The organism is Micromonospora sp. WMMD1274, assembly GCF_049179035.1.
GTDB classification, from domain to species: Bacteria; Actinomycetota; Actinomycetes; order Mycobacteriales; family Micromonosporaceae; genus Micromonospora; species Micromonospora tulbaghiae.
This window is the reverse complement of record NZ_JBMHMG010000001.1, coordinates 1,787,302-1,807,466: the sequence shown is the minus strand read 5'-3', so window position 1 is coordinate 1,807,466 and position 20,165 is coordinate 1,787,302. Positions and strand designations below refer to the sequence as shown.

Annotated in this window: 20 protein-coding genes; 18 read left to right on the top strand and 2 right to left on the bottom strand. The window is 71.6% G+C overall.

Going from position 1 to position 20,165, the window contains the following annotated elements; translation table 11 throughout:
* Positions 1-61: 61 nt before the first annotated feature.
* On the bottom strand, positions 62-1,615 hold the full coding sequence (locus ACN27D_RS08150; protein ID WP_421498852.1) for a GGDEF domain-containing protein: 1,554 nt from the start codon (positions 1,613-1,615) through the stop codon (positions 62-64).
* 130 nt (positions 1,616-1,745) lie between these two features.
* Between ACN27D_RS08150 and prmC the strand changes: the two genes are divergently transcribed.
* The 4 genes from prmC to ACN27D_RS08130 all read left to right on the top strand — a co-directional run bounded on the left by prmC (position 1,746) and on the right by ACN27D_RS08130 (position 6,113).
* Complete coding sequence (gene prmC / locus ACN27D_RS08145; protein ID WP_421501121.1) at positions 1,746-2,636, top strand: peptide chain release factor N(5)-glutamine methyltransferase; 891 nt, start codon at positions 1,746-1,748, stop codon at positions 2,634-2,636.
* Positions 2,636-3,280 (top strand): L-threonylcarbamoyladenylate synthase, encoded by a 645-nt coding sequence (locus ACN27D_RS08140; protein ID WP_047893553.1) that lies wholly within the window; start codon positions 2,636-2,638, stop codon positions 3,278-3,280. Before prmC ends, ACN27D_RS08140 begins: the two co-directional genes overlap by 1 nt.
* Entirely contained in the window at positions 3,281-3,892 is a 612-nt protein-coding gene (locus ACN27D_RS08135) for a phosphotyrosine protein phosphatase (RefSeq protein ID WP_047893554.1), read from the top strand.
* Between the two features lie 112 nt (positions 3,893-4,004).
* Positions 4,005-6,113, top strand: a complete 2,109-nt coding sequence (locus ACN27D_RS08130) for a transglycosylase domain-containing protein (protein ID WP_421498851.1) — start codon at positions 4,005-4,007, stop codon at positions 6,111-6,113.
* 144 nt (positions 6,114-6,257) lie between these two features.
* Here ACN27D_RS08130 and ACN27D_RS08125 read toward each other — a convergent pair whose 3' ends face one another.
* Positions 6,258-7,721 carry an SDR family oxidoreductase gene (locus ACN27D_RS08125; protein ID WP_358174738.1) on the bottom strand — a complete coding sequence of 488 codons (1,464 nt, stop codon included), beginning with the start codon at positions 7,719-7,721 and terminating at the stop codon, positions 6,258-6,260.
* Positions 7,722-7,756: 35 nt separating this feature from the next.
* On the opposite strand from ACN27D_RS08125, the gene glyA reads away from it, so the two are divergent.
* The 14 genes from glyA to ACN27D_RS08055 all read left to right on the top strand — a co-directional run bounded on the left by glyA (position 7,757) and on the right by ACN27D_RS08055 (position 20,165).
* Positions 7,757-9,046 carry a serine hydroxymethyltransferase gene (glyA, locus tag ACN27D_RS08120; RefSeq protein ID WP_199733116.1) on the top strand — a complete coding sequence of 430 codons (1,290 nt, stop codon included), beginning with the start codon at positions 7,757-7,759 and terminating at the stop codon, positions 9,044-9,046.
* Positions 9,039-9,470, top strand: coding sequence for a hypothetical protein (locus ACN27D_RS08115; RefSeq protein ID WP_357896779.1), 432 nt, complete (start codon positions 9,039-9,041; stop codon positions 9,468-9,470). Before glyA ends, ACN27D_RS08115 begins: the two co-directional genes overlap by 8 nt.
* A 174-nt stretch (positions 9,471-9,644) precedes the next feature.
* A complete protein-coding gene (locus tag ACN27D_RS08110; protein WP_091423295.1) occupies positions 9,645-9,881 on the top strand; it encodes an AtpZ/AtpI family protein in 237 nt (78 codons plus the stop codon).
* A gap of 11 nt (positions 9,882-9,892) precedes the next feature.
* Positions 9,893-10,690 (top strand): F0F1 ATP synthase subunit A, encoded by a 798-nt coding sequence (gene atpB / locus ACN27D_RS08105; protein ID WP_121684030.1) that lies wholly within the window; start codon positions 9,893-9,895, stop codon positions 10,688-10,690.
* A 70-nt stretch (positions 10,691-10,760) separates the two neighbouring features.
* Positions 10,761-10,988, top strand: a complete 228-nt coding sequence (locus ACN27D_RS08100) for an ATP synthase F0 subunit C (protein WP_091422600.1) — start codon at positions 10,761-10,763, stop codon at positions 10,986-10,988.
* 29 nt (positions 10,989-11,017) lie between these two features.
* Positions 11,018-11,557: a F0F1 ATP synthase subunit B gene (locus ACN27D_RS08095; RefSeq protein ID WP_121684029.1), complete on the top strand. Its 540-nt coding sequence runs from the start codon at positions 11,018-11,020 to the stop codon at positions 11,555-11,557.
* Positions 11,557-12,378, top strand: coding sequence for a F0F1 ATP synthase subunit delta (locus ACN27D_RS08090; protein ID WP_120573380.1), 822 nt, complete (start codon positions 11,557-11,559; stop codon positions 12,376-12,378). Before ACN27D_RS08095 ends, ACN27D_RS08090 begins: the two co-directional genes overlap by 1 nt.
* A gap of 85 nt (positions 12,379-12,463) precedes the next feature.
* Positions 12,464-14,116 carry a F0F1 ATP synthase subunit alpha gene (gene atpA / locus ACN27D_RS08085; protein ID WP_120573381.1) on the top strand — a complete coding sequence of 551 codons (1,653 nt, stop codon included), beginning with the start codon at positions 12,464-12,466 and terminating at the stop codon, positions 14,114-14,116.
* Between the two features lie 4 nt (positions 14,117-14,120).
* Positions 14,121-15,050 carry a F0F1 ATP synthase subunit gamma gene (locus ACN27D_RS08080; RefSeq protein ID WP_120573382.1) on the top strand — a complete coding sequence of 310 codons (930 nt, stop codon included), beginning with the start codon at positions 14,121-14,123 and terminating at the stop codon, positions 15,048-15,050.
* Positions 15,050-16,495, top strand: coding sequence for a F0F1 ATP synthase subunit beta (gene atpD, locus ACN27D_RS08075; RefSeq protein ID WP_120573383.1), 1,446 nt, complete (start codon positions 15,050-15,052; stop codon positions 16,493-16,495). Before ACN27D_RS08080 ends, atpD begins: the two co-directional genes overlap by 1 nt.
* Positions 16,496-16,710: 215 nt before the next feature.
* Complete coding sequence (locus ACN27D_RS08070) at positions 16,711-17,856, top strand: LCP family protein (RefSeq protein WP_120573384.1); 1,146 nt, start codon at positions 16,711-16,713, stop codon at positions 17,854-17,856.
* A gap of 109 nt (positions 17,857-17,965) precedes the next feature.
* The gene (locus tag ACN27D_RS08065) at positions 17,966-18,244 is read left to right on the top strand and encodes a F0F1 ATP synthase subunit epsilon (RefSeq protein WP_047893558.1); all 279 of its coding nucleotides are present in this window, start codon (positions 17,966-17,968) and stop codon (positions 18,242-18,244) included.
* 12 nt (positions 18,245-18,256) lie between these two features.
* Positions 18,257-18,712, top strand: a complete 456-nt coding sequence (locus ACN27D_RS08060) for a DUF2550 domain-containing protein (RefSeq protein ID WP_121684028.1) — start codon at positions 18,257-18,259, stop codon at positions 18,710-18,712.
* 877 nt (positions 18,713-19,589) lie between these two features.
* Positions 19,590-20,165 (top strand): hypothetical protein, encoded by a 576-nt coding sequence (locus ACN27D_RS08055; protein WP_421498850.1) that lies wholly within the window; start codon positions 19,590-19,592, stop codon positions 20,163-20,165.

The following is a 20,165-nucleotide window of genomic DNA, read 5'->3' as shown; positions in this document are numbered from 1 at the left end:
AGGCCGCGCCGCCCGCACGGCTCGCAGGGGGATCCGCGAAGGCAACCCCGGGGGTACGGCCTCAGCTCGCCCGCAACCGTGCCTTGGCGCGCAGCATCTCCCGGTCGGCCAGCTCGAACGCGGCGCCCAGTGCCTCCCGGACACTCACAGTGGTGCTGCCGTCGACCTCGGCGAAGCCGATCGTCACCCCGACCGGCGTGCCCGGCACCAGGGACTCCCAGTCCTCGGTGCGGACGGCCGCCTCGATCCGGCGGGCCACCTCGACGGCCTCCGGCATGACGGTGTCGGGCAGCACCACGACGAACTCGTCGCCGCCGTAGCGGGCCACGAAGTCGCCCCGCCGCATCACCCGGTTGATCACCCCGGCGACCCGTAGCAGCACCAGGTCGCCGGAGTGGTGGCCGTGCCGGGTGTTCACCGCCTTGAATCCGTCGAGGTCGCAGACGCCGATCACCACCCGCTCGCCCCGGGACACCACGGCGCCCAGGTAGCGCTCCAGCCGGCGCCGGTTGGGCAGGCCGGTGAGCGGGTCGGTGAGCGCCTCGCCCTCGTACCGGGCTGCCTCGCGGCGCATCTCCTCGTGGTCGATCCGGGCGGCGATGCCGTCGATGTAGACGTCCCGCAGCCGGTCGCTGCGCCGCGCCGCCAGCCGGAACGCGTGCCTGTCGGCCCGGTGCGCGCCGGCGTGGTCACCGGCCCGGGCCAGCGCGACGCTGCGCAGCCGGGGCGCCTCGGCCGCGCCGAGCGTCTCGTCGGAGACCCGCAGCGAGTCCAGCCGGGTGACCGCCTCGATCGGGCGGCCGGCGGCCACCGCGAGGCAGACCTGACCGAGCTGGCGCAGGTCGCGGGCGCGGGCGCTGTCCCCGCCGTGGCCGAGCAGCCTGGTCGGGTCGGCGTCCCCGGCGGACTCCACCCGGTCGCCGAGCGCGGCTCGGCGGGCGGCGGCGTAGCCGTACGCGGCCAGGCTGCTCGGGCGCAGGTTGCCGGCGCCCCCGCCCCGCAGGAACCGGGCCAGGTCACCGGCGACGTCGCGCAGCACCCGCAGGCACCCGTCGCTGTCGCCGTTGTGGTCGAGCGCGACCGCGTTGCGCAGCCGGATCCCGGGGGCGGCGAACGTCTCCTCGGGGATGCCGACGCTGAGCCCGACCTCCCGGGCCCGTTCGATCGCGCCCAGCGCGTGGCCGTGGAAGCTGAGGTACGAGTACGCCATCGCCAGGTCGTGCCAGCCCCAGGCGGTGTCCCGGTCGGGGGTGTCGTCGGCGCTGAGCGCGCGGGCGGCCCGGACCAGGTGCATCACGCACCTGTCCAGCGCGCCCTGGTGGTGGGCGGCGAGCGCGGCCAGCGCGTTGAGGTGCCCGTGCAGGTAGGGCTCGGTCAGGTCGCGTACGGCGGCGGAGGCGTCCTCGACGGCGCGGGTGAACTCGGCGGTGCGGCCGAGATTGATCAGCGCGGACAGGCGTTGCACCAGCGCGTCGGCGCGCGCGTACGGGTCGTCGGTGGTGCGGATGACGCGGTCGAGCAGGGCACACGCCTCCGCGGACCGGCTGGCCTCCTGCAGTGACCGAGCGCGGCGGAGAGCGTCAACCTGGTCCTCGACCTGGTCGAGCCAGCCCACTCGCGACCTCCCTGCGGTGTGCGCCCGGACGCACCCGCTCGTGAGGTGGGCCGCGACGCCTCATGATTATTGCGTGACCGCACTCCCGCAACACCCGTCCGAAGGGACAGAACGCGAACGCCCCTCGCTGGTGATCACCCGGGTGGCGCGCGCGCTCGCGGCGGCCGGCGTCGAGGCGCCCCGCGCCGAGGCCGAGCAGCTCGCCGCGTACGTCCTGGAAGTGCCGCGTGGCCGGCTGGCGCTCGCCGACGGCTTCACCCCGGCGCAGCGCGACCGCCTGGACGCGCTCGTCGGGCGGCGGGTGACGCGCGAGCCGTTGCAGCACCTCCTCGGCTCGGCCGGTTTCCGGCACCTGGAGCTGGCCGTCGGGCCGGGCGTGTTCGTGCCCCGGCCGGAAACGGAACTGCTGGCCGGCTGGGGGATCGAGCGGGCCCGGGAGTACGCCGCGCCGCTCGTGGTCGACCTGTGCAGCGGTTCCGGCGCGATCGCCCTCGCGGTCGCACAGGAGGTGCCGGCGGCCCGGGTGGTGGCGGTGGAACGATCCCCGGCCGCGCTGGCGTGGCTGCGGCGCAACGCGACCGGCCGGGCCGCCGCCGGGGACCGGCCGATCGAGGTGGTGGCCGCCGACGTGACCGATCCGGACCTGCTGGCCGACCTGGCCGGACGGGTCGACGTGCTGCTCTGCAACCCGCCGTACGTGCCGAGGTCGGTGGCGGTGCCGCCGGAGGTGGCCGGGCACGACCCGGACGAGGCGGTGTTCGGCGGCGCGGACGGGCTGGACGTGATCCGGCCGGTGGTCGGCCGGGCCGCCGTGCTGCTGCGCCCGGGCGGCGCGATCGGCATCGAGCACGACGACACGCACGCGGCGGCGGTGCCGGCGCTGCTGCGCGGCGACGGCCGCTACGACCGGGTCGCGGAACACCGGGACCTGGCCGGGCGGCCCCGCTTTGCGAGCGCGTCCCGGCGGGCGGACGGCACCCACGCCGACCCGGCCCCGGCGTGGCAGACTGACTCCTCGTGATGCTCTACGACTGTCGGTCGCCCGCCGACCGGGACCGCGGCATCGCCGCTGCCGTCGAGGCGGTCAAGAACGGTGAACTCGTCGTCCTGCCGACCGACACGGTCTACGGCATCGGGGCGGACGCCTTCACCCCGTACGCGGTGAAGGCCCTGGCGGACACCAAGGGTGGCGCCCGGCAGGCGCCCCCGGTGCTCATCGGTTCCCGGCACACGCTCGACGGCCTGGTCTTCTCGCTGCCCGGCGCGGCCCGCGACCTGGTCGAGGCGTTCTGGCCCGGTGCGCTGACCATCGTGGTGGAGCACTCGCCGAGCCTGGCCTGGGACCTGGGCGACAACAGCGGCACGGTGGCGGTGCGGATGCCGCTGCACCCGGTGGCGCTGGAGGTGCTGCGGGAGACCGGCCCGATGGCCGTCGCGTCGGCCAACAAGATCGGCCAGCCCGCCGCGCTCACCGCCGAGGAGGCACGCGACCAGCTCGGCTACGGCGTCCGGGCGTACCTGGAGGCCGGGCCGGCGGTGGACCCGGTGCCGAGCACCATCGTCGACCTGACCGGCGACGTGCCGCGGGTGCTGCGCGAGGGCGCGGTGACGCTGGCGAAGCTGCGGGAGGTCGTGCCGGACATCCTCGACGAGCGGGGGGTCTGAGTGCCGCCCTTCACCGTCCTGCACGTCTGCATGGGCAACATCTGCCGGTCGCCGATGGCCGAGCGGCTGCTGCTGCTCGCGGTCCGGGAGCGGCTGGCCCGCCTCGACGTCGACCCGGCCGGGTCGGACGCGCTCGTGCACAGCCACAGCGCCGGCACCGGCGGCTGGCACGCGGGCGAGGAGATGAACCCGCCCGCCGCCCGGCAGGTGCTCTCGCGCGGCGGCGACACCGAGGGGTTCGCCGCCCGGCGGCTGCGCTCCGACCTGATCGACGCCGCCGACCTGGTGCTCACCGCGACCGCCGACCAGCAGGAGTACGTGGTGGCGCTGCGGCCGGACGCCGCCGCGCGCACGTTCGTGCTCGGTGAGTTCGGCCGCCTGCTCGGCGGGCTGGACCGGTCCGCCCTGCCGCCGGCCGAGCCGACGCCGGACGCCGTGTTCGCGCGCGGTGTCGCGCTGGTGGCGGCCGCCGACGCGGCCCGGCAGAACGCCTCCGCGCTGCCCACCGACGATCTGGACGACCCGTGGGGCCGGGGCGACCAGTGCTTCAGCCGGGTCGCGGACGAGATCGAGGAGACCGTGCAGCCGCTGGCTGCCGCGCTGCTGCCCTGAGATTCATCCTTCCTCGCGAACTTCCTGCGCATTTCGCGGAAGATGTCGGCGAAAGCGAGCAATCCGGTCATTCTGAACGGGTCCGTACGGCCGGCTCCTGCGGGGAGAGCTGATGAACCGGGCCTATCTCGACAAGCTGTTCACCGTTGTGCTCGCCGGCGTGCTCGCCGGACTGGCCCTGGCCGCCGCCGCGCTGCCGGCCGCGCTGGTCTTCGGGCTGGGCGTGAAGAACCTGATGCCGTACACGGTGCTGCCGGAGGCGCTCAGGACGCCGCAGCCGGCGCAGCGCTCCAACCTGTACGCCAACGACGGGCGGACGCTGATCACCTCGTTCTACGTCGAGGACCGGGTGGACGTGCCGGTCGGCGAGGTGGCGCCGGTGATGCGCGAGGCGATCGTGGCCGCCGAGGACGTGCGCTTCTACGAGCACCACGGCGTCGACGTGCGCGGCGTGGCACGGGCGTTCACGGCCAACCGCCGCGAGGGCACCCGTCAGGGCGCCTCCACGCTGACCATGCAGTACGTGCGCAACGCGCTGGCCGGTGACCCCCGGCTGACCGAGGAGCAGCGCGCCGCTGCCACCGAGATCACCGTCGGACGCAAGATCCGCGAGATGCGGTACGCGCTGACGCTGGAACGGCAGATCGGCAAGGACGAGATCCTCGGGCGCTACCTGAACATCGCGTACTTCGGCGCCGGGGCGTACGGCATCGCCGCCGCCAGCAAGCGCTACTTCTCCACCACGCCGGACCGGCTCACGCTGGCCCAGGCCGCGCTGCTCGCCGGGCTGGTCCGGTCCCCGGCCGACGACCCGATCAACGGGGAGGCCGACTCGGCGCTGCAACGCCGGGCGTACGTGCTGGACCGGATGGTGGAGACCGGCCGGGTGAACGCGGCCGACGCGGAGGCGGCGAAGGCCACGGAACTGGCGCTGGAGCCCAACACCACGCCGAACGACTGCGCCGCCGTGCCCGCCGACCACAACGACTGGGGCTTCTTCTGCGACTGGTTCACCCAGTGGTGGAACGCCCAGCCGGCGTTCGGCGAGAACGTCGACGAGCGGCAGCGGACGCTGCGCCGGGGCGGCTGGAAGATCGTGTCGTCGCTCGACCCGGACGTGCAGGCCAAGGCGAGCGAGCAGGTGCGGGAGATCTACCCGGAGACGATCGCGCGGGCGGCGCCGACCGCCGTGGTGCAGCCGGGCACCGGCCGGGTGCTGGCCATGGCGGTGAACCGCACCTACGGCACGACCGCCAACCCGGACGGGCAGCAGAACTACCCGAACACGGTCAACCAGCTGGTGGCCGGCGGTGGCGGCATCACCGGCTATCAGGCGGGCTCCACGTTCAAGCTGTTCGCGCTGCTGGCCGCGCTGGAGTCCGGGCTCCCGCTGGACACCGAGTTCGACGCGCCGCGCGTCTACGTGACGCAGTACCCGGTCGGCGCCGGCCCGGCGAGCTGCGGCGGCCGGTGGTGCCCGGAGAACGCCAACACCTACTGGATGGACGGCGACCGGGACATGTGGGACGCGTTCGGCCGGTCGGTGAACACGTACTTCGCGTGGCTGACCGAGCGCGTCGGCGCGGACCGGGTGGTCGAGATGGCCCAGCGGCTGGGCATCGTGTTCCGCGCCCCGGCCGACGCCGAGATGGCCCGCGAGGGCGCCAAGAGCTGGGGACCGTTCACGCTCGGCGTTTCCGCCACCACGCCGCTGGACCTGGCCGGCGCGTACGCCGCGGTGGCCGCCGAGGGCACCTGGTGCCGGCCCACGCCGGTCACCTCGATCACCGATCCGGGCGGCCGGACGGTGGCCGCCGGGAACACCGACTGCCGGCAGGTGCTCGACACCGAGGTCGCCCGCGCGGCGGCCGACGCCAGCCGCTGCCCGGTCGGCGACCAGTCGATGTACCGCCGCTGCGACGGCGGCACCGCCGAGGAACTGGCCCCGGGCCTGCGCCGCCCGGTCGCGGGCAAGACCGGCAGCTCGGAGCGGAACGCCACCGAGACGGTCGTCGCGTTCACGCCGCAGCTCGCGGTGGCGACGATCGCCGCGAACCCGGACGACCCCCGGGACGCGGTCGGCGGCGGCGTGCAGAAGCGGCAGATCGAGGCCGTGGGTCGCATCCTCGCGTGGTCGCTGCGCGACGAGCCGGTACGCGACTTCGTCCCGCCCGGCCAGGCCGTAGCCTTCCAGCACACCAGCCCCCGAACCAGCAACTGACCCGCCCCGCCCGCCCCGCCCCGCCTCACCGTGCCGATCTTGCAGTTGCTGCCCGGACAGAACGTGCACAACGGGGCACGTCAAGGGCCACAAGTGCAAGATCGCCGGCGCGGGGCGCGCCCGGGGCGCGAGGGGCGGGGCGGGTCAGTTCGGGTGTTCGGCGCCCCGGGCGATGTTGCGGGCCATGCCGCCGAAGACGACCGCGTGGAACGGGGCCACCGAGGCCCAGTAGAGGTGACCGGGCAGCCCGCGCGGGAGGAACACGGCGCGCTGGACGTAGCGGCTGCGCCCGTCCCCGTCCGGCTCGGCGCGCATCTCCAGCCAGGCCCGCCCCGGCAGCCGCATCTCCGCGCGCAGCCGCAGCAACTCGCCCGGGACGATCTCCTCGACCCGCCAGAAGTCCAGCGCCTCGCCGACCTGGAGCCGGTGCGGGTCGCGCCGGCCCCGCCGTAGCCCGACGCCGCCGATCAGGCGGTCCATCCAGCCGCGCACCGACCAGGCCAGCGGGAACGAGTACCAGCCGTTCTCGCCGCCGACGCCCTCGATGACCCGCCACAACGCCGCCGGTGGCGCATCCACCGTCCGTTCCCGCAGATCCGTGTACGCGGTGCCGCCGGACCAGCGCGGGTCCGACGGCAGCGGCTCGGCGGGCGCGTCCGGCCCGCTCGCGTTCGACCAGCGCGTCTCCACCTGCGCGTCGCGCACCTTTGTCAGCGCCAGCGCGACCGCCTGGTCGAAGCCGGTCAGGCCGTCCGGCGGGTCCGGCACGTACCGGGCGATGTCGTGCTCGTGCGCCACCGCCTCGTGCACCAGGCTCTCCACCAGCGGCCGGGCGATCGCGTTCGGCACCGGCGTGATCAGGCCGACCCAGTGCGAGGAGAGCGACGGGGTGAGCGGGCGGACCGGCAGGATGACCCGCGGCCGCAGCCCGGCCACCCGGGCGTAGCGCTGCATCATCTCGGTGAACGTCAGCACGTCCGGGCCGCCGATGTCGAAGGCCCGGTTGACGTCGGCCGGCAGGTGCGCGCACCCGGCCAGGTAGCGCAGCACGTCCCGGACCGCGATCGGCTGGATCCGGTTGCGCACCCAGCGCGGGGTGACCATCGCCGGGAGTCGCTCGGTCAGGTAGCGGAGCATCTCGAACGAGGCCGAACCGGACCCGATGATCACGGCGGCGCGCAGCACCGCTGTGGGCACGCCGCTGTCCAGCAGGATCCGCGCGACCTCCGCCCGGGAGCGCAGGTGCGCCGAGGGCAGGCCGTCGCGCTCCGCCGGCTCCGGCCCGCCGAGATACACGATCCGGCGTACGCCCGCGGCGCGCGCCGCCTCGGCGAAGTTCGTCGCCGCCTCCCGGTCGGCCGCCTCGAAACCCCGTTGGCCCAGCGAGTGGACCAGGTAGTACGCCACCTCGATGCCCGCGAACACGGCCGGCAACGTCTCCGGCCGCCGCAGGTCGCCCTCGACGATGTCCGCCTCGGCCGCCCACGGCACGTCCCGCAGCCGCCCGGCGGTGCGGGCCAGGCAGCGTACGGTGTGCCCCTCGGCCAGCAGCCGGGGCGCGAGGCGTCCGCCGATGTAGCCGGTAGCACCGGTGACGAGGCATCTCACGGCCTCCAGTGTGCGGCTCCGTAGACTCCTTCGCTGTGGAGAACGCGAGGGACACCTTCTGGGGACCGGACTTCCAGCAGCTCAGTGCCGTCGACCCGGAGATCGCCGAGGTGGTGCTGGGTGAGCTGGACCGGTTGCGCGGCGGCCTGCAACTGATCGCCAGCGAGAACCTCACCTCGCCCGCGGTGCTGGCCGCGCTGGGTTCCACGCTCACCAACAAGTACGCCGAGGGCTACCCGGGACGGCGTTACTACGGCGGCTGTGCCGAGGTGGACCGGGCCGAGGAGTTGGCCGTCTCCCGGGCGAAGGAGCTGTTCGGCGCCGAGCACGCAAACGTCCAGCCGCACTCCGGGGCGAGCGCCAACCTGGCCGCGTACGCCGCACTGGTGCAGCCGGGCGACACGGTGCTGGCCATGGACCTGCCGCACGGCGGGCACCTGACCCACGGCAGCCGGGTGAACTTCTCCGGCAAGTGGTTCCACCCGGTCGGCTACACCGTCCGGCGGGACACCGGGACGATCGACTACGACGAGGTACGCGACCTGGCCCGCGCGCACCGGCCGAAGATGATCATCTGCGGCGCGACCGCGTACCCGCGCCTGATCGACTTCGCCCGCTTCCGGGAGATCGCCGACGAGGTCGACGCGTACCTGATGGTGGACGCCGCCCACTTCGTCGGCCTGGTGGCCGGCGGTGCGATCCCCTCCCCGGTGCCGTACGCCGACGTGGTCACCGCGACCACCCACAAGGTGCTGCGCGGCCCGCGCGGCGGCATGATCCTCTGCCGGGAGCCGCTGGCGGCCCGGATCGACAAGGCGGTCTTCCCGTTCACCCAGGGCGGCCCGCTGATGCACGCCGTCGCGGCCAAGGCGGTCGCGCTGCGCGAGGCCGCGCAGCCGGAGTTCCGCACGTACGCAGCCCAGGTGGTCACCAACGCCCGCGCGCTCGCCGACGGTCTGGCCGCGGAGGGGCTGCCGCCGGTCTCCGGCGGCACCGACACCCACCTGGCGCTGCTCGACCTGCGCGAGACCGGCGTGACCGGCGCGCAGGCCGAGGCCCGCTGCGACGCCGCCGGCATCACGCTCAACAAGAACGCGATCCCGTACGACCCGCAGCCGCCGGCGGTGGCCTCCGGCATCCGGGTGGGCTCGCCGAGCGTCACCACCCAGGGCATGCGCGAGGGGGAGATGCGCCGGATCGCCACGTTGATCGGGCGGGCGGTGCGGACCGATCCGGAGTCTGCCGGGGGCGGCGACGAACTGGCCCGGATCTCCGCCGACGTGACCGCGCTGGTCACCGAGTTCCCGGCGTACCCCCGTGGCTGAGCCCGGGACGCGCGCGGCGGAGGAGACCGCGGACCACGGCTGGCGACTGCGCCATCTGCCGGTGCTGCTGGCCGCGGTGGCGGTGCTCGCCGCCGTCGCGGCGGTGGCCGGCGGGGTGTGGCGCGGCGCGGACGGCGCGCTCGGCGCGGCGGCCGGGGTGGCCGTCACGGCGGCGAGCTACACGCTCACCACTGTGGTCCTGGCCTGGGCGGACTCCAAGGATCCGCAGCTCGTGCTGCCGTTCGGGCTGGGCCTCTACGTCGCCAAGATCACCGCGCTCGGCGGGGTGATGGTGCTGGTCGCCTCGACCGGCTGGCCGGGGCTGATCCCGTTCGCTGTCGGCATCGCCGCGGGCGTCGTGGTCTGGACCGGTGTGCACGTCTGGTGGCTGACCACGGTCCACGCCCGACGGATGCCGCGCTGAGCCGTCCCACCCTTCGGGCGACGCGTTGTTCTGTCCGCGATCGGTCATTCTCTCAGTGGCGGGGGAGGAGTACCGTGCCTCCAGACGACTTCGCCCGCCCGTGTCCCACACAACCAGGTTGTGCGGGGGGTGAGGCACAGCCTCTTCTGCTCGACTGATATCGTTCGCCCCGTCATGGCCGGTGACCAGAAACCCCCCGACACTGGCGGCCCGGGCGACGTTCCGTCCGGTGCCGGTCAGGGTTGGACCGCGCTCTCATACCTCATCGGGGGCATGCTCGTCTGGGGTTTCATCGGCTGGCTGGTCGACCGTTGGCTCGATACCGGCGGCGTCGCCACCGGTATCGGGGTCGTGCTCGGCATGGCCGGGGGGATCATCCTGGTCGTCCGCCGACTGGGCACGCCTACTTAGGAAGGGACGCGGTGTTCGGACAGGCGAACGTCCTGGCTCAGGGCCAGGCGGAATTCCCACCCAGTGTGGGGGACTTCTACCTGCCCAGCATCCTGCCCTGGGGTGCGGAGAACTCGTACTGGTTCACCAAGATCACGGCGATGGTGTGGATCGCCGTCGGTATCTTGATCATCTTCTTCCTGGCCACGTACCGGAAGCCGCAGCTCGTCCCCACCAAGAAGCAGTGGTTCGCCGAGTCGATCTACGGCTTCGTGCGCAACAACATCGCGGTGGACATGATCGGGCACGCGGGAGTGCGGTTCGCGCCGTACTTCACCACGCTCTTCTGCTTCATCCTGCTGACGAACTTCTTCGCCATCGTGCCGTTCTTCCAGATCTCGCCGAACTCGCACATCGCGTTCCCGGCCATCCTCGCCGTGATCAGCTACGTGATGTTCATCTGGGTCGGCATCCGGCACCACGGCTTCGTGAAGTACGTCAAGGCCTCTCTGGTTCCGCCGGCGCCCTGGTACATCCTGCCGCTGCTGATCCCGATCGAGTTCTTCTCGACGTTCCTGGTCCGGCCGTTCTCGCTGGCCGTCCGTCTCTTCGCGAACATGTTCGCCGGCCACATGCTCCTGCTGGTCTTCACGCTCGGCGGGTTCGCCATGCTCAGCGCCAACGTCTGGCTGGCACCGGTCTCGGTGCTGTCCTGGGTGATGACGATCGCGCTGACCTTCCTCGAGTTCCTGGTGATCTGTCTGCAGGCGTACGTCTTCACGGTGCTGACCGCCAGCTACGTGCAGGGCGCCCTCGCCGACGAGCACTGATCCGATCTTTCGCACCAACCGTTGTCGTCCCGCGTGACCGTCACGCGTGATAACCAGGAGGAACCAACCAATGGACATCTACGCCGCGGTAGAGGGCAGCACCGCCGCCATCGGCTACGGTCTCGCGGCCATCGGCCCGGGCATCGGCGTGGGCCTGGTCTTCTCGGCCTACATCCAGTCGACCGCCCGCCAGCCGGAGTCGTCCCGGATGACCCTTCCGTACGTCTGGATCGGCTTCGCCGTCATCGAGGCGCTGGCGCTGCTGGGCATCGCCTTCGGCTTCATCTGGGCCGGCTGAACCAGCCCCTTTGACCGGGAGGTTTTCCCATGTACTTCCTCGCCGCTGAGGGTGGTGAGACGACCCACAACCCGATCCTTCCTGTCTGGCAGGAGATCGTGGTCGGGCTGGTCGCCTTCGGTGTCCTCTGCTTCGTGCTGATGAAGTTCGTCTTCCCGCGCATGGAGCAGACGTTCCAGGCCCGGGTGGACGCGATCGAGGGCGGCATCAAGCGCGCCGAGGCCGCGCAGGCCGAGGCGAACCAGCTGCTCGAGCAGTACCGGGCCCAGCTCGCGGAGGCGCGTACCGACGCCGCCAAGATCCGCGACGACGCCCGGGCCGACGCCGAGGGCATCCGCCAGGACATCCTCGCCAAGGCGCGCGAGGAGTCCGACCGGATCATCGCCGCCGGCAAGGAGCAGCTCGCCGCGGAGCGGGCCACCATCGTGCGCGAGCTGCGCACCGAGGTCGGCACCATCGCGGTGGACCTGGCGAGCAAGATCGTCGGTGAGTCGCTGGCCGACGAGGCGCGCCGCAAGGGCACCGTCGACCGGTTCCTGAGCGGTCTCGAGAGCACGGGGGCCCGCTGATGCAGGCCGCCAGCCGGGAGTCGTACTCCGCCGGGGCCGAGCGCCTCGACGCGTACGCCCGCGGCGCGGAGCCGTCGGCGGTGGCCTCCACCGCCGACGACATCCTCTCCGTCGCCGCCCTGCTGCGGCGCGAGCCGCGGCTGCGCCGGGCGCTGTCCGACCCGGCGCGTTCGGGTGAGGACCGCGCCGCTCTGCTCACCGGGATCCTGGGCGGCAAGGTCGGCGCGGACGCGCTCGACCTGCTGACCACGCTGGTCTCCGGTCGCTGGTCGGCCCCGTCGGAGCTGCTCGACGGCGTCGAGCGGCTCGGCGTGGAGGCGCTCCTGGCGAGCGCCGACTCGACCGGCGAGCTGGGCGAGGTCGAGGACGAGCTGTTCCGCTTCGGGCAGGTCGTCTCGGGCTCCGGCGAGCTGTCCAACACGCTCTCCGACCCGATGGCCACCGTCGAGCGGCGGGCCGAACTGGCCCGGCAGCTGCTCGCCGGCAAGGCCCGGCCGGTCACCGTCCGCCTCGTCGAGGCCGCGCTCGCCGGCTTCGGGGGACGCTCCTTCACCGGCGCGCTCACCCGGCTGGTCGAGCTGGCCGCCGACCGGCGGGACCGTCAGGTCGCGTACGTGACAGTGGCGGCTCCGCTGAACGACGAGGAGGAGCGACGCCTCGGCGCCCGCCTCTCCCAGATGTACGGTCGGGAGGTGTCCGTCAAGCAGACGGTCGACCCCGACGTGCTCGGCGGAGTGCGCGTACGGGTCGGATCCGACCTGTACGACGGGACCGTCCTGCGCCGCCTCAACGAGACCCGCAACGCGCTCGCGAAGCGCTGACCAGCGTCTTAGCAGCCCTGATTCGACGCCATCGGACCGGTCGGTACTAGGTATCCCGGGCCCCTGATACTTAAGGAAGCAGAGGATGGCCGAGCTGACCATCTCGACGGAGGAGATCCGCGGCGCCCTGGAGCGCTACGTCTCCTCCTACACGGCCGACGTCTCCCGCGAGGAGGTCGGCACCGTCGCCGACGCCGGTGACGGCATCGCCCACGTCGAGGGTCTCCCCTCGACCATGACCAACGAGCTCCTGGAGTTCGAGGACGGCACGCTCGGCGTGGCGCTGAACCTCGACGTCCGGGAGATCGGTGTCGTCGTCCTCGGTGACTTCGGCGGGATCGAAGAGGGTCAGCGCGTCAAGCGCACCGGCCGGGTGCTCTCCGTGCCGGTCGGCGACGCGTTCCTCGGCCGCGTGGTGAACGCGCTGGGCGAGCCGATCGACGGCCTCGGCGACATCGCCAACGAGGGCTTCCGCGAGCTGGAGCTCCAGGCCCCGAACGTGATGTCCCGCAAGTCGGTCGACGAGCCGCTCCAGACCGGCATCAAGGCCGTCGACGCGATGACCCCGATCGGCCGCGGCCAGCGCCAGCTGATCATCGGTGACCGCAAGACCGGCAAGACCACTGTCGCCCTGGACACCATCCTCAACCAGCGCGAGAACTGGCGCTCCGGCGACCCGAAGAAGCAGGTCCGCTGCATCTACGTCGCGATCGGCCAGAAGGCCTCCACCATCGCCTCCATCAAGGGGACGCTGGAGGAGGCGGGCGCGATGGAGTACACCACCATCGTCGCCTCGCCGGCCTCCGACCCGGCCGGCTTCAAGTACCTCGCCCCCTACACCGGCTCGTCCATCGGACAGCACTGGATGTACGGCGGCAAGCACGTCCTGATCGTCTTCGACGACCTGAGCAAGCAGGCCGAGGCGTACCGCGCCGTGTCGCTGCTGCTGCGCCGCCCGCCGGGCCGTGAGGCCTACCCGGGTGACGTCTTCTACCTGCACTCGCGTCTGCTGGAGCGCTGCGCCAAGCTCTCCGACGAGCTGGGCGGCGGCTCGATGACCGGTCTGCCGATCATCGAGACCAAGGCGAACGACATCTCGGCGTTCATCCCGACCAACGTCATCTCCATCACCGACGGCCAGATCTTCCTGGAGACCGACCTGTTCAACCAGGGCGTCCGGCCGGCCATCAACGTCGGCACCTCGGTCTCCCGGGTCGGTGGCGCCGCGCAGGTGAAGCCGATGAAGAAGGTCGCCGGCTCGCTGCGGCTGAACCTGGCCCAGTTCCGCGAGCTGGAGGCGTTCGCCGCCTTCGCCTCCGACCTGGACCGGGCCTCCCGGGCACAGCTGGACCGCGGTTCCCGCCTGGTCGAGCTGCTCAAGCAGCCGAACTACTCGCCGTACCCGGTGCAGGAGCAGGTCGTCTCCGTCTGGGCCGGCACCGAGGGCAAGCTCGACGACGTCCCGGTCGGCGAGGTCCGCCGTTTCGAGTCCGAGTTCCTCCAGTACCTCCGGCACAAGCACGAGGGCGTCCTGGCCGGGATCGCGGACAACAAGTGGGACGACGACATCATCTCCTCGCTCGACTCCGCGATCGCCGAGTTCAAGCAGGTCTTCCTGGGCAAGGAGGACGAGGTCCGGGTCAACGACGCGCCGGCCAAGCCGCTGGAGGGCGAGGAGACCCGCGAGACGGTGACCCGCTTCCGCGACGGCAGCACCGACCGCCCGGCCGAGAGCTGATCCGATGGCCGCCCAGGTACGCGTTCTCCGGCAGCGGATCCGTTCCGCCAAGGGGATGAAGAAGATCACCAAGGCGATGGAGCTCGTCGCGACGAGCCGCATCGCCAAGGCCCAGGCCAAGGTGGCGGCCTCGCTGCCGTACGCCGAGGCGATCACCGGCGTGCTGACGGCGCTGGCCTCGAACGCGCGGATCGACCACCCGCTGCTCACCCCGCGCGAGCGGGTGCGGCGGGCGGGCGTCCTGCTGGTCACCGCCGACCGGGGCCTGGCCGGCGGTTACAGCTCGAACGCGATCCGGACCGCCGAGTCGCTGATCGCCCGTCTGCGCGCCGACGGCAAGGAGCCCGTGCTCTACGTCATCGGCCGCAAGGGCGTGGCGTTCTACCGGTTCCGCAACCGGCAGATCGCCGCCAGCTGGACGGGCTTCTCCGAGCAGCCGACGTTCGAGGACGCCCGCGAGGTCGGTGAGACGCTGATCAAGGCGTTCACCGCGGGCGCGGACGACACGGACAACGACGCCGGCGCCGACGGGATCCTCGGCGTGGACGAACTGCACATCGTCTACACCGAGTTCAAGTCCCTGATGACGCAGAACCCGGTGACCCGGATCGTCGGTCCGATGCAGGTCGAGGACCGGCCTCGGTCCGAGGGCCTGCTGCCGGCGTACGAGTTCGAGCCGGAGCCGGAGTCGCTGCTCGACGCCCTGCTGCCGAAGTACATCAACACGCGGATCTTCGCGGCGTTGCTGGAGTCGGCGGCCAGTGAGTCGGCCGCCCGTCGGCGGGCGATGAAGAGCGCCACCGACAACGCCGAAGAGATGATCGAGAAGTACACGCGTGAGATGAACTCGGCCCGTCAGGCCGGCATCACCCAGGAGATCAGTGAGATCGTCGGCGGCGCGAACGCGCTGGCCGCGTCGGGAAGTGAAGTGTGATGACTGTAACCGCAGTTGAGACCAAGACGGCCACGGGTCGCGTGGTCCGGGTCATCGGCCCGGTCGTCGACGCCGAGTTCCCGCGCGACGCCATGCCGGAGCTGTTCAACGCCCTGCACGTCAACGTGACGCTCTCCGGCGGCGAGAAGACGCTGACCCTGGAGGTCGCCCAGCACCTGGGTGACAACCTGGTCCGCGCCATCTCGATGCAGCCGACCGACGGCCTGGTTCGCGGCACCGAGGTGCGCGACACGGGCGCGCCGATCAGCGTGCCGGTTGGCGACGCGGTCAAGGGCCACGTGTTCAACGCGATCGGCGAGTGCCTCAACCTCACCGAGGGCGAGACCATCCAGGCCGACGACCGGTGGGGCATCCACCGCAAGGCCCCGGCCTTCGCCGACCTGGAGCCGAAGACCGAGATGCTGGAGACCGGCATCAAGGTCATCGACCTGCTCGCCCCGTACGTCAAGGGCGGCAAGATCGGCCTGTTCGGCGGTGCCGGCGTGGGCAAGACGGTGCTCATCCAGGAGATGATCACCCGTGTGGCCCGGAACTTCGGCGGTACCTCGGTCTTCGCCGGCGTGGGTGAGCGCACCCGCGAGGGCAACGACCTCATCGCCGAGATGACCGAGTCGGGCGTCATCGACAAGACCGCGCTGGTCTACGGCCAGATGGACGAGCCGCCGGGCACCCGCCTGCGGGTCGCGCTGTCCGCGCTGACCATGGCGGAGTACTTCCGTGACGTGAAGAAGCAGGAGGTGCTGCTCTTCATCGACAACATCTTCCGCTTCACCCAGGCCGGTTCCGAGGTCTCCACGCTGCTCGGCCGTATGCCGAGCGCCGTGGGTTACCAGCCGACCCTGGCAGACGAGATGGGCGAGCTCCAGGAGCGGATCACCTCCGTCCGGGGCCAGGCCATCACCTCGATGCAGGCGATCTACGTGCCCGCCGACGACTACACCGACCCGGCGCCGGCCACCACGTTCGCCCACCTCGACGCGACCACCAACCTGGAGCGGTCGATCTCCGACAAGGGCATCTACCCGGCCGTGGACCCGCTGGCGTCCTCGTCCCGGATCCTCGCCCCGGAGTTCGTCGGCGAGGAGCACTTCGCCGTCGCCACCGAGGTGAAGCGGATCCTGCAGCGCTACAAGGACCTGCAGGACATCATCGCCATCCTCGGTATCGAGGAGCTCTCCGAGGAGGACAAGCTCACCGTCGGCCGCGCCCGCCGGATCGAGCGGTTCCTCTCGCAGAACACGTACGCGGCGGAGCAGTTCACCGGCGTCCCCGGCTCGACGGTCCCGATCGCCGAGACCATCGACGCCTTCCGCCGGATCAGCGAGGGGGAGTTCGACCACTTCCCGGAGCAGGCGTTCTTCATGTGCGGCGGCCTGGACGACCTTCGGGCCAAGGCCAAGGAGCTGATGGGCGAGGAGGGCTGAGAGCCCGCTCACACCCACGAGGGCCGTCCCGGCGAGAGCCGGGGCGGCCTTCGCCTTTTCGGGCCACCGCACTACCAGATGCCCGGTTCTCCGGCAAGCAGTTCGCCGGATCGCGCGGTACCGTTCCTGACACGACTTCACATCCCGGCCGTTGATCTCTGCAACCAAACGGACCCCCGCGCCCGTCTTCCTACCCGTGGGCGCGACGATTGGAGATGCTCGTGGGCGGTAAGGGCGGCGCGGATCGCGGGAAGCGGTCCATGTGGCGCGGCGTGCCCCGGTGGGCCCGCGTCTGCACGATCCTGGGCATCGTCATGGTGGTGCTCAGCGGCTCCGTGCTGATCGGCTCCCGCGCCCTGGTCGCCCGCTACGAGGGATCGGTGGGCAAGGCCGACCTCTTCGGTGACCAGGCCGCCGGCGCCAACGAGAAGAAGAGCGACATCAAGGGCCCGCTCAACATCCTGCTCGTCGGCGTGGACCCCCGCACGTCGACCGCCCGCCCCCTGGCCGACTCGATCATGGTCCTGCACGTGCCCGCCACCATGGACCGCGGCTATCTCTTCTCGCTCCCGCGCGACCTGCGGGTCGACATCCCGGCCTTCCCCAAGGCCGACTACGCGGGTGCCAACGACCGGCTCAACGCGGCCATGTCGCACGGCAGCAACGTGCCCGGCCAGAACCCCAGCACCGCACAGGGCTTCGAGCTGCTCGCCCTGACCGTGCAGGAGGTCACCGGCATCAAGCGCTTCGACGCCGGCGCGATCATCAACTTCAGCGGGTTCAAGAAGATCGTCGACGCCATGGGCGGTGTCGACATGTACATCGAGCGGGAGGTGCGCTCCGAGCACCTCCAGCCGGACGGCACCCCGCGCCAGCTCCGGCCCGGCGGCGGGGGCTACCTCGGCCCGCAGGCCGTGTACAAGAAGGGCAACGCCCACCTGGAGGGCTGGCAGGCGCTGGACTACGTCCGGCAGCGCTACCCGAAGAACGGCGTGCCGGACGGCGACTACGGCCGGCAGCGGCACCAGCAGCAGTTCGTCAAGGCGATGGCGAGCCAGGCGTTCAGCGCCGACGTGGTGACCAACCCGGTCAAGCTGGACCGGGTACTGCGCGCGGCCGGCAAGTCGCTGGTGTTCAACGGACGCGGCAACAGCGTGGTGGACTTCGGGCTGGCCCTGAAGGACATCCGTCCGGACGCGATCGAGACCATCAAGCTGCCGGGCGGGGGGATCGGCACCGGCAGCAACTACCGGGGTGAGCAACTGCTCGAACCGGCGGAGGACTTCTTCACCGCCCTGCGTACCGAACAGCTCGACGCTTTCCTCCTGGAGCACCCCGACTTCGTCCAGAAGACCAAGTAGCCTGAGCGGGTGCGGGGCCGTGGTGGTCCGGCTCTCACCACCCGCGTTGGGTGGGCTGCGGGGGCGCGACTAGACTTTCGGCAATCCGCCGCCGCAGCAAGGAGACAGCGTGGCACAGCAGCTTCACGTCGAGCTCGTAGCCGTCGAGGAGAAGGTCTGGACCGGCGAGGCCGAGATGGTCGTCGCCCGGACGACCGAGGGTGAGCTCGGTGTGCTGCCGGGGCACGCACCTCTGCTCGGCCAGCTCGCCGAACCCAGCCAGGTACGCATCAAGCAGGCCGGTGGCCAGCAGGTCGCGTACGACGTGGCCGGCGGCTTCCTGTCGGTGACCGGTGAGGGCGTCACGGTCCTCGCCGAGAGCGCAACCCCCGCCACCCCGGCCCGCTGAGCCGACCCGCCGATGGAGATCGTCGAAGGGATCGGAATCGGCTTCGCGATCGTCGTCGTCGCGCTTCTGATCCTCTTCATCCGGCGGGCCCTGTTCACGCGTAGCGGTGGCATCATCCGGCTGAGCGTCCGGGTCAACACGATCCTCGACGGTCGTGGCTGGTCACCCGGGTTCGGCCGGTTCGTTGGCGACGAACTCCGCTGGTACCGCATGTTCAGCTTCGCGCTGCGCCCCAAGCGGGTGCTCTCGCGCAAGGGGCTGGCGGTCGAGCGCCGCCGGCTGCCCGAGGGGCAGGAGCGCATGTCGATGCCCGCCGAGTGGGTGATCCTGCGGTGTACCAGCCACCACGCGCCGATCGAGATCGCCATGGCGCGTTCGACCGTCACGGGATTCCTGTCCTGGCTCGAGGCCGCCCCACCCGGGGCGGTCTCGCCGCGTCTGGCCTCCCAGGACTGGCCCGCCGCCTGACCCCCGCCCCCGCCCCCGCCCCCGCCCCCGCCCCCGGGTCGCGGGTCGCGGCGGGCGCTTTGACTGTGCGCCGATCTTGGACTTCTGGCGCCGCAGATGCCCCCTTCGCACCTTCGCGAGGCACCACAACTCCAAGATCGCCGAGCCTCTCCCGCAGCGCCCCGCGATCTTGCACTTAGGCACCCCACAAAACACGCAAAAAGGGCACGCGCAGGGCGCGAACCGCAAGATCGCGGATGCCTCCCCGGGGCCCCGCTCACGCTCCCGGCTCCGGGTCGGCCCTGCCCTGCCCTGGCTGGGTCGATCATGAGGTTGACGGCGGTTGGCGTCCGGTTTGTCGCCGTTAACCTCATGATCGACGCGGTCGGGCGGGTTGCTGTGAGGGTGCGGGGGTGCTTCGAGGTGGGGGAGTCGGCATCCTGAGCCTGTGTGGGTGGGGTGTCCGGTTCGGGGGTGGTGGGCGGCACTCTGACGGTGGAATGGCTGGCGGGTGGGTGGCGTTGTATCCGGGTGAGCGACCGAGTACCAGCCGAGCCCTTCTAAGGGCTGCGCTGGCTGTGGGAACAGTCTTGGGCTGGTGGTCGTTGAGTTCGGTTCTGGCGACGTGGGCCGCGGGGAATGGTCCCGGCGGGCTGGTCGTTGAACACGGTTCCGACGACGTGAACCCCCGCGCCGCCCTGGTGGCGTGCGCCGCCTCGGGAATGGTGGCGGGTGGCGGGTCGTTGGACATGCTTCCGGCGCCGCGCAGAGGCACCCCCCGGTGCCCCGTGAGCAGCCGAGATCCCCCCTTGAAGACTTTCTTGAGTGCCTGACGGTGCTCGCACCCGCGCCGACCCCCGTCGGTGTGGGCGTCGATCCCCCGAATGGAGCATTTCTGATGAACACGATTCTGCGGAAGAGCGTTCTGGGTATTGCTGGTCTGGCCTTCACCGGTGGCGTCTTCGCCGGTCCGGTGGCCGCTCACGCGGCGGACACCACCCACGCGGTCAAGCCGGTGAGCGTCACGGTGCAGGGTGACAAGCTGATCCCGCACGGTGTGCAGGGCGAGCAGTCCCGCATCGACCTGAACGACGAGCAGACCAAGAATGTGAAGGCGATCATCGCCGCGACGAAGAAGGCCGGCATGGACGAGCGCGCCGCCGTCGTGTCGATCGCCACCGCGTTGCAGGAGTCGAAGCTGGAGAACCTCGGCCACCTCGGTGACCGTAACGACCACGACTCGCAGGGCCTGTTCCAGCAGCGCCCGTCCTCCGGTTGGGGCACGGTGGAGCAGATCACCGACCCCGAGTACTCGACCACGGCGTTCCTGAAGGGTCTGAAGCAGGTCGACGGCTGGCAGGACATGCCCCTGACCAAGGCCGCCCAGACCGTCCAGGTCTCCGCCTACCCCGACCACTACGCCCAGTGGGAGCAGCAGGCCGCCGACCTGGTCGCCGAGCACTGGAACAAGTAA

What these genes read in the sequence shown, in the direction of transcription:
- ACN27D_RS08140 (WP_047893553.1), top strand. Translation starts at nt 2,636, where the DNA reads ATGCTCTACGACTGTCGGTCGCCCGCCGACCGGGACCGCGGCATCGCC.
- ACN27D_RS08130 (WP_421498851.1), top strand. Translation starts at nt 4,005, where the DNA reads ATGAACCGGGCCTATCTCGACAAGCTGTTCACCGTTGTGCTCGCCGGC.
- ACN27D_RS08110 (WP_091423295.1), top strand. Translation starts at nt 9,645, where the DNA reads ATGGCCGGTGACCAGAAACCCCCCGACACTGGCGGCCCGGGCGACGTT.
- ACN27D_RS08100 (WP_091422600.1), top strand. Translation starts at nt 10,761, where the DNA reads ATGGACATCTACGCCGCGGTAGAGGGCAGCACCGCCGCCATCGGCTAC.
- ACN27D_RS08095 (WP_121684029.1), top strand. Translation starts at nt 11,018, where the DNA reads ATGTACTTCCTCGCCGCTGAGGGTGGTGAGACGACCCACAACCCGATC.
- ACN27D_RS08090 (WP_120573380.1), top strand. Translation starts at nt 11,557, where the DNA reads ATGCAGGCCGCCAGCCGGGAGTCGTACTCCGCCGGGGCCGAGCGCCTC.
- atpA (WP_120573381.1), top strand. Translation starts at nt 12,464, where the DNA reads ATGGCCGAGCTGACCATCTCGACGGAGGAGATCCGCGGCGCCCTGGAG.
- ACN27D_RS08080 (WP_120573382.1), top strand. Translation starts at nt 14,121, where the DNA reads ATGGCCGCCCAGGTACGCGTTCTCCGGCAGCGGATCCGTTCCGCCAAG.
- atpD (WP_120573383.1), top strand. Translation starts at nt 15,050, where the DNA reads ATGACTGTAACCGCAGTTGAGACCAAGACGGCCACGGGTCGCGTGGTC.
- ACN27D_RS08070 (WP_120573384.1), top strand. Translation starts at nt 16,711, where the DNA reads ATGCTCGTGGGCGGTAAGGGCGGCGCGGATCGCGGGAAGCGGTCCATG.
- ACN27D_RS08060 (WP_121684028.1), top strand. Translation starts at nt 18,257, where the DNA reads ATGGAGATCGTCGAAGGGATCGGAATCGGCTTCGCGATCGTCGTCGTC.
- ACN27D_RS08055 (WP_421498850.1), top strand. Translation starts at nt 19,590, where the DNA reads ATGAACACGATTCTGCGGAAGAGCGTTCTGGGTATTGCTGGTCTGGCC.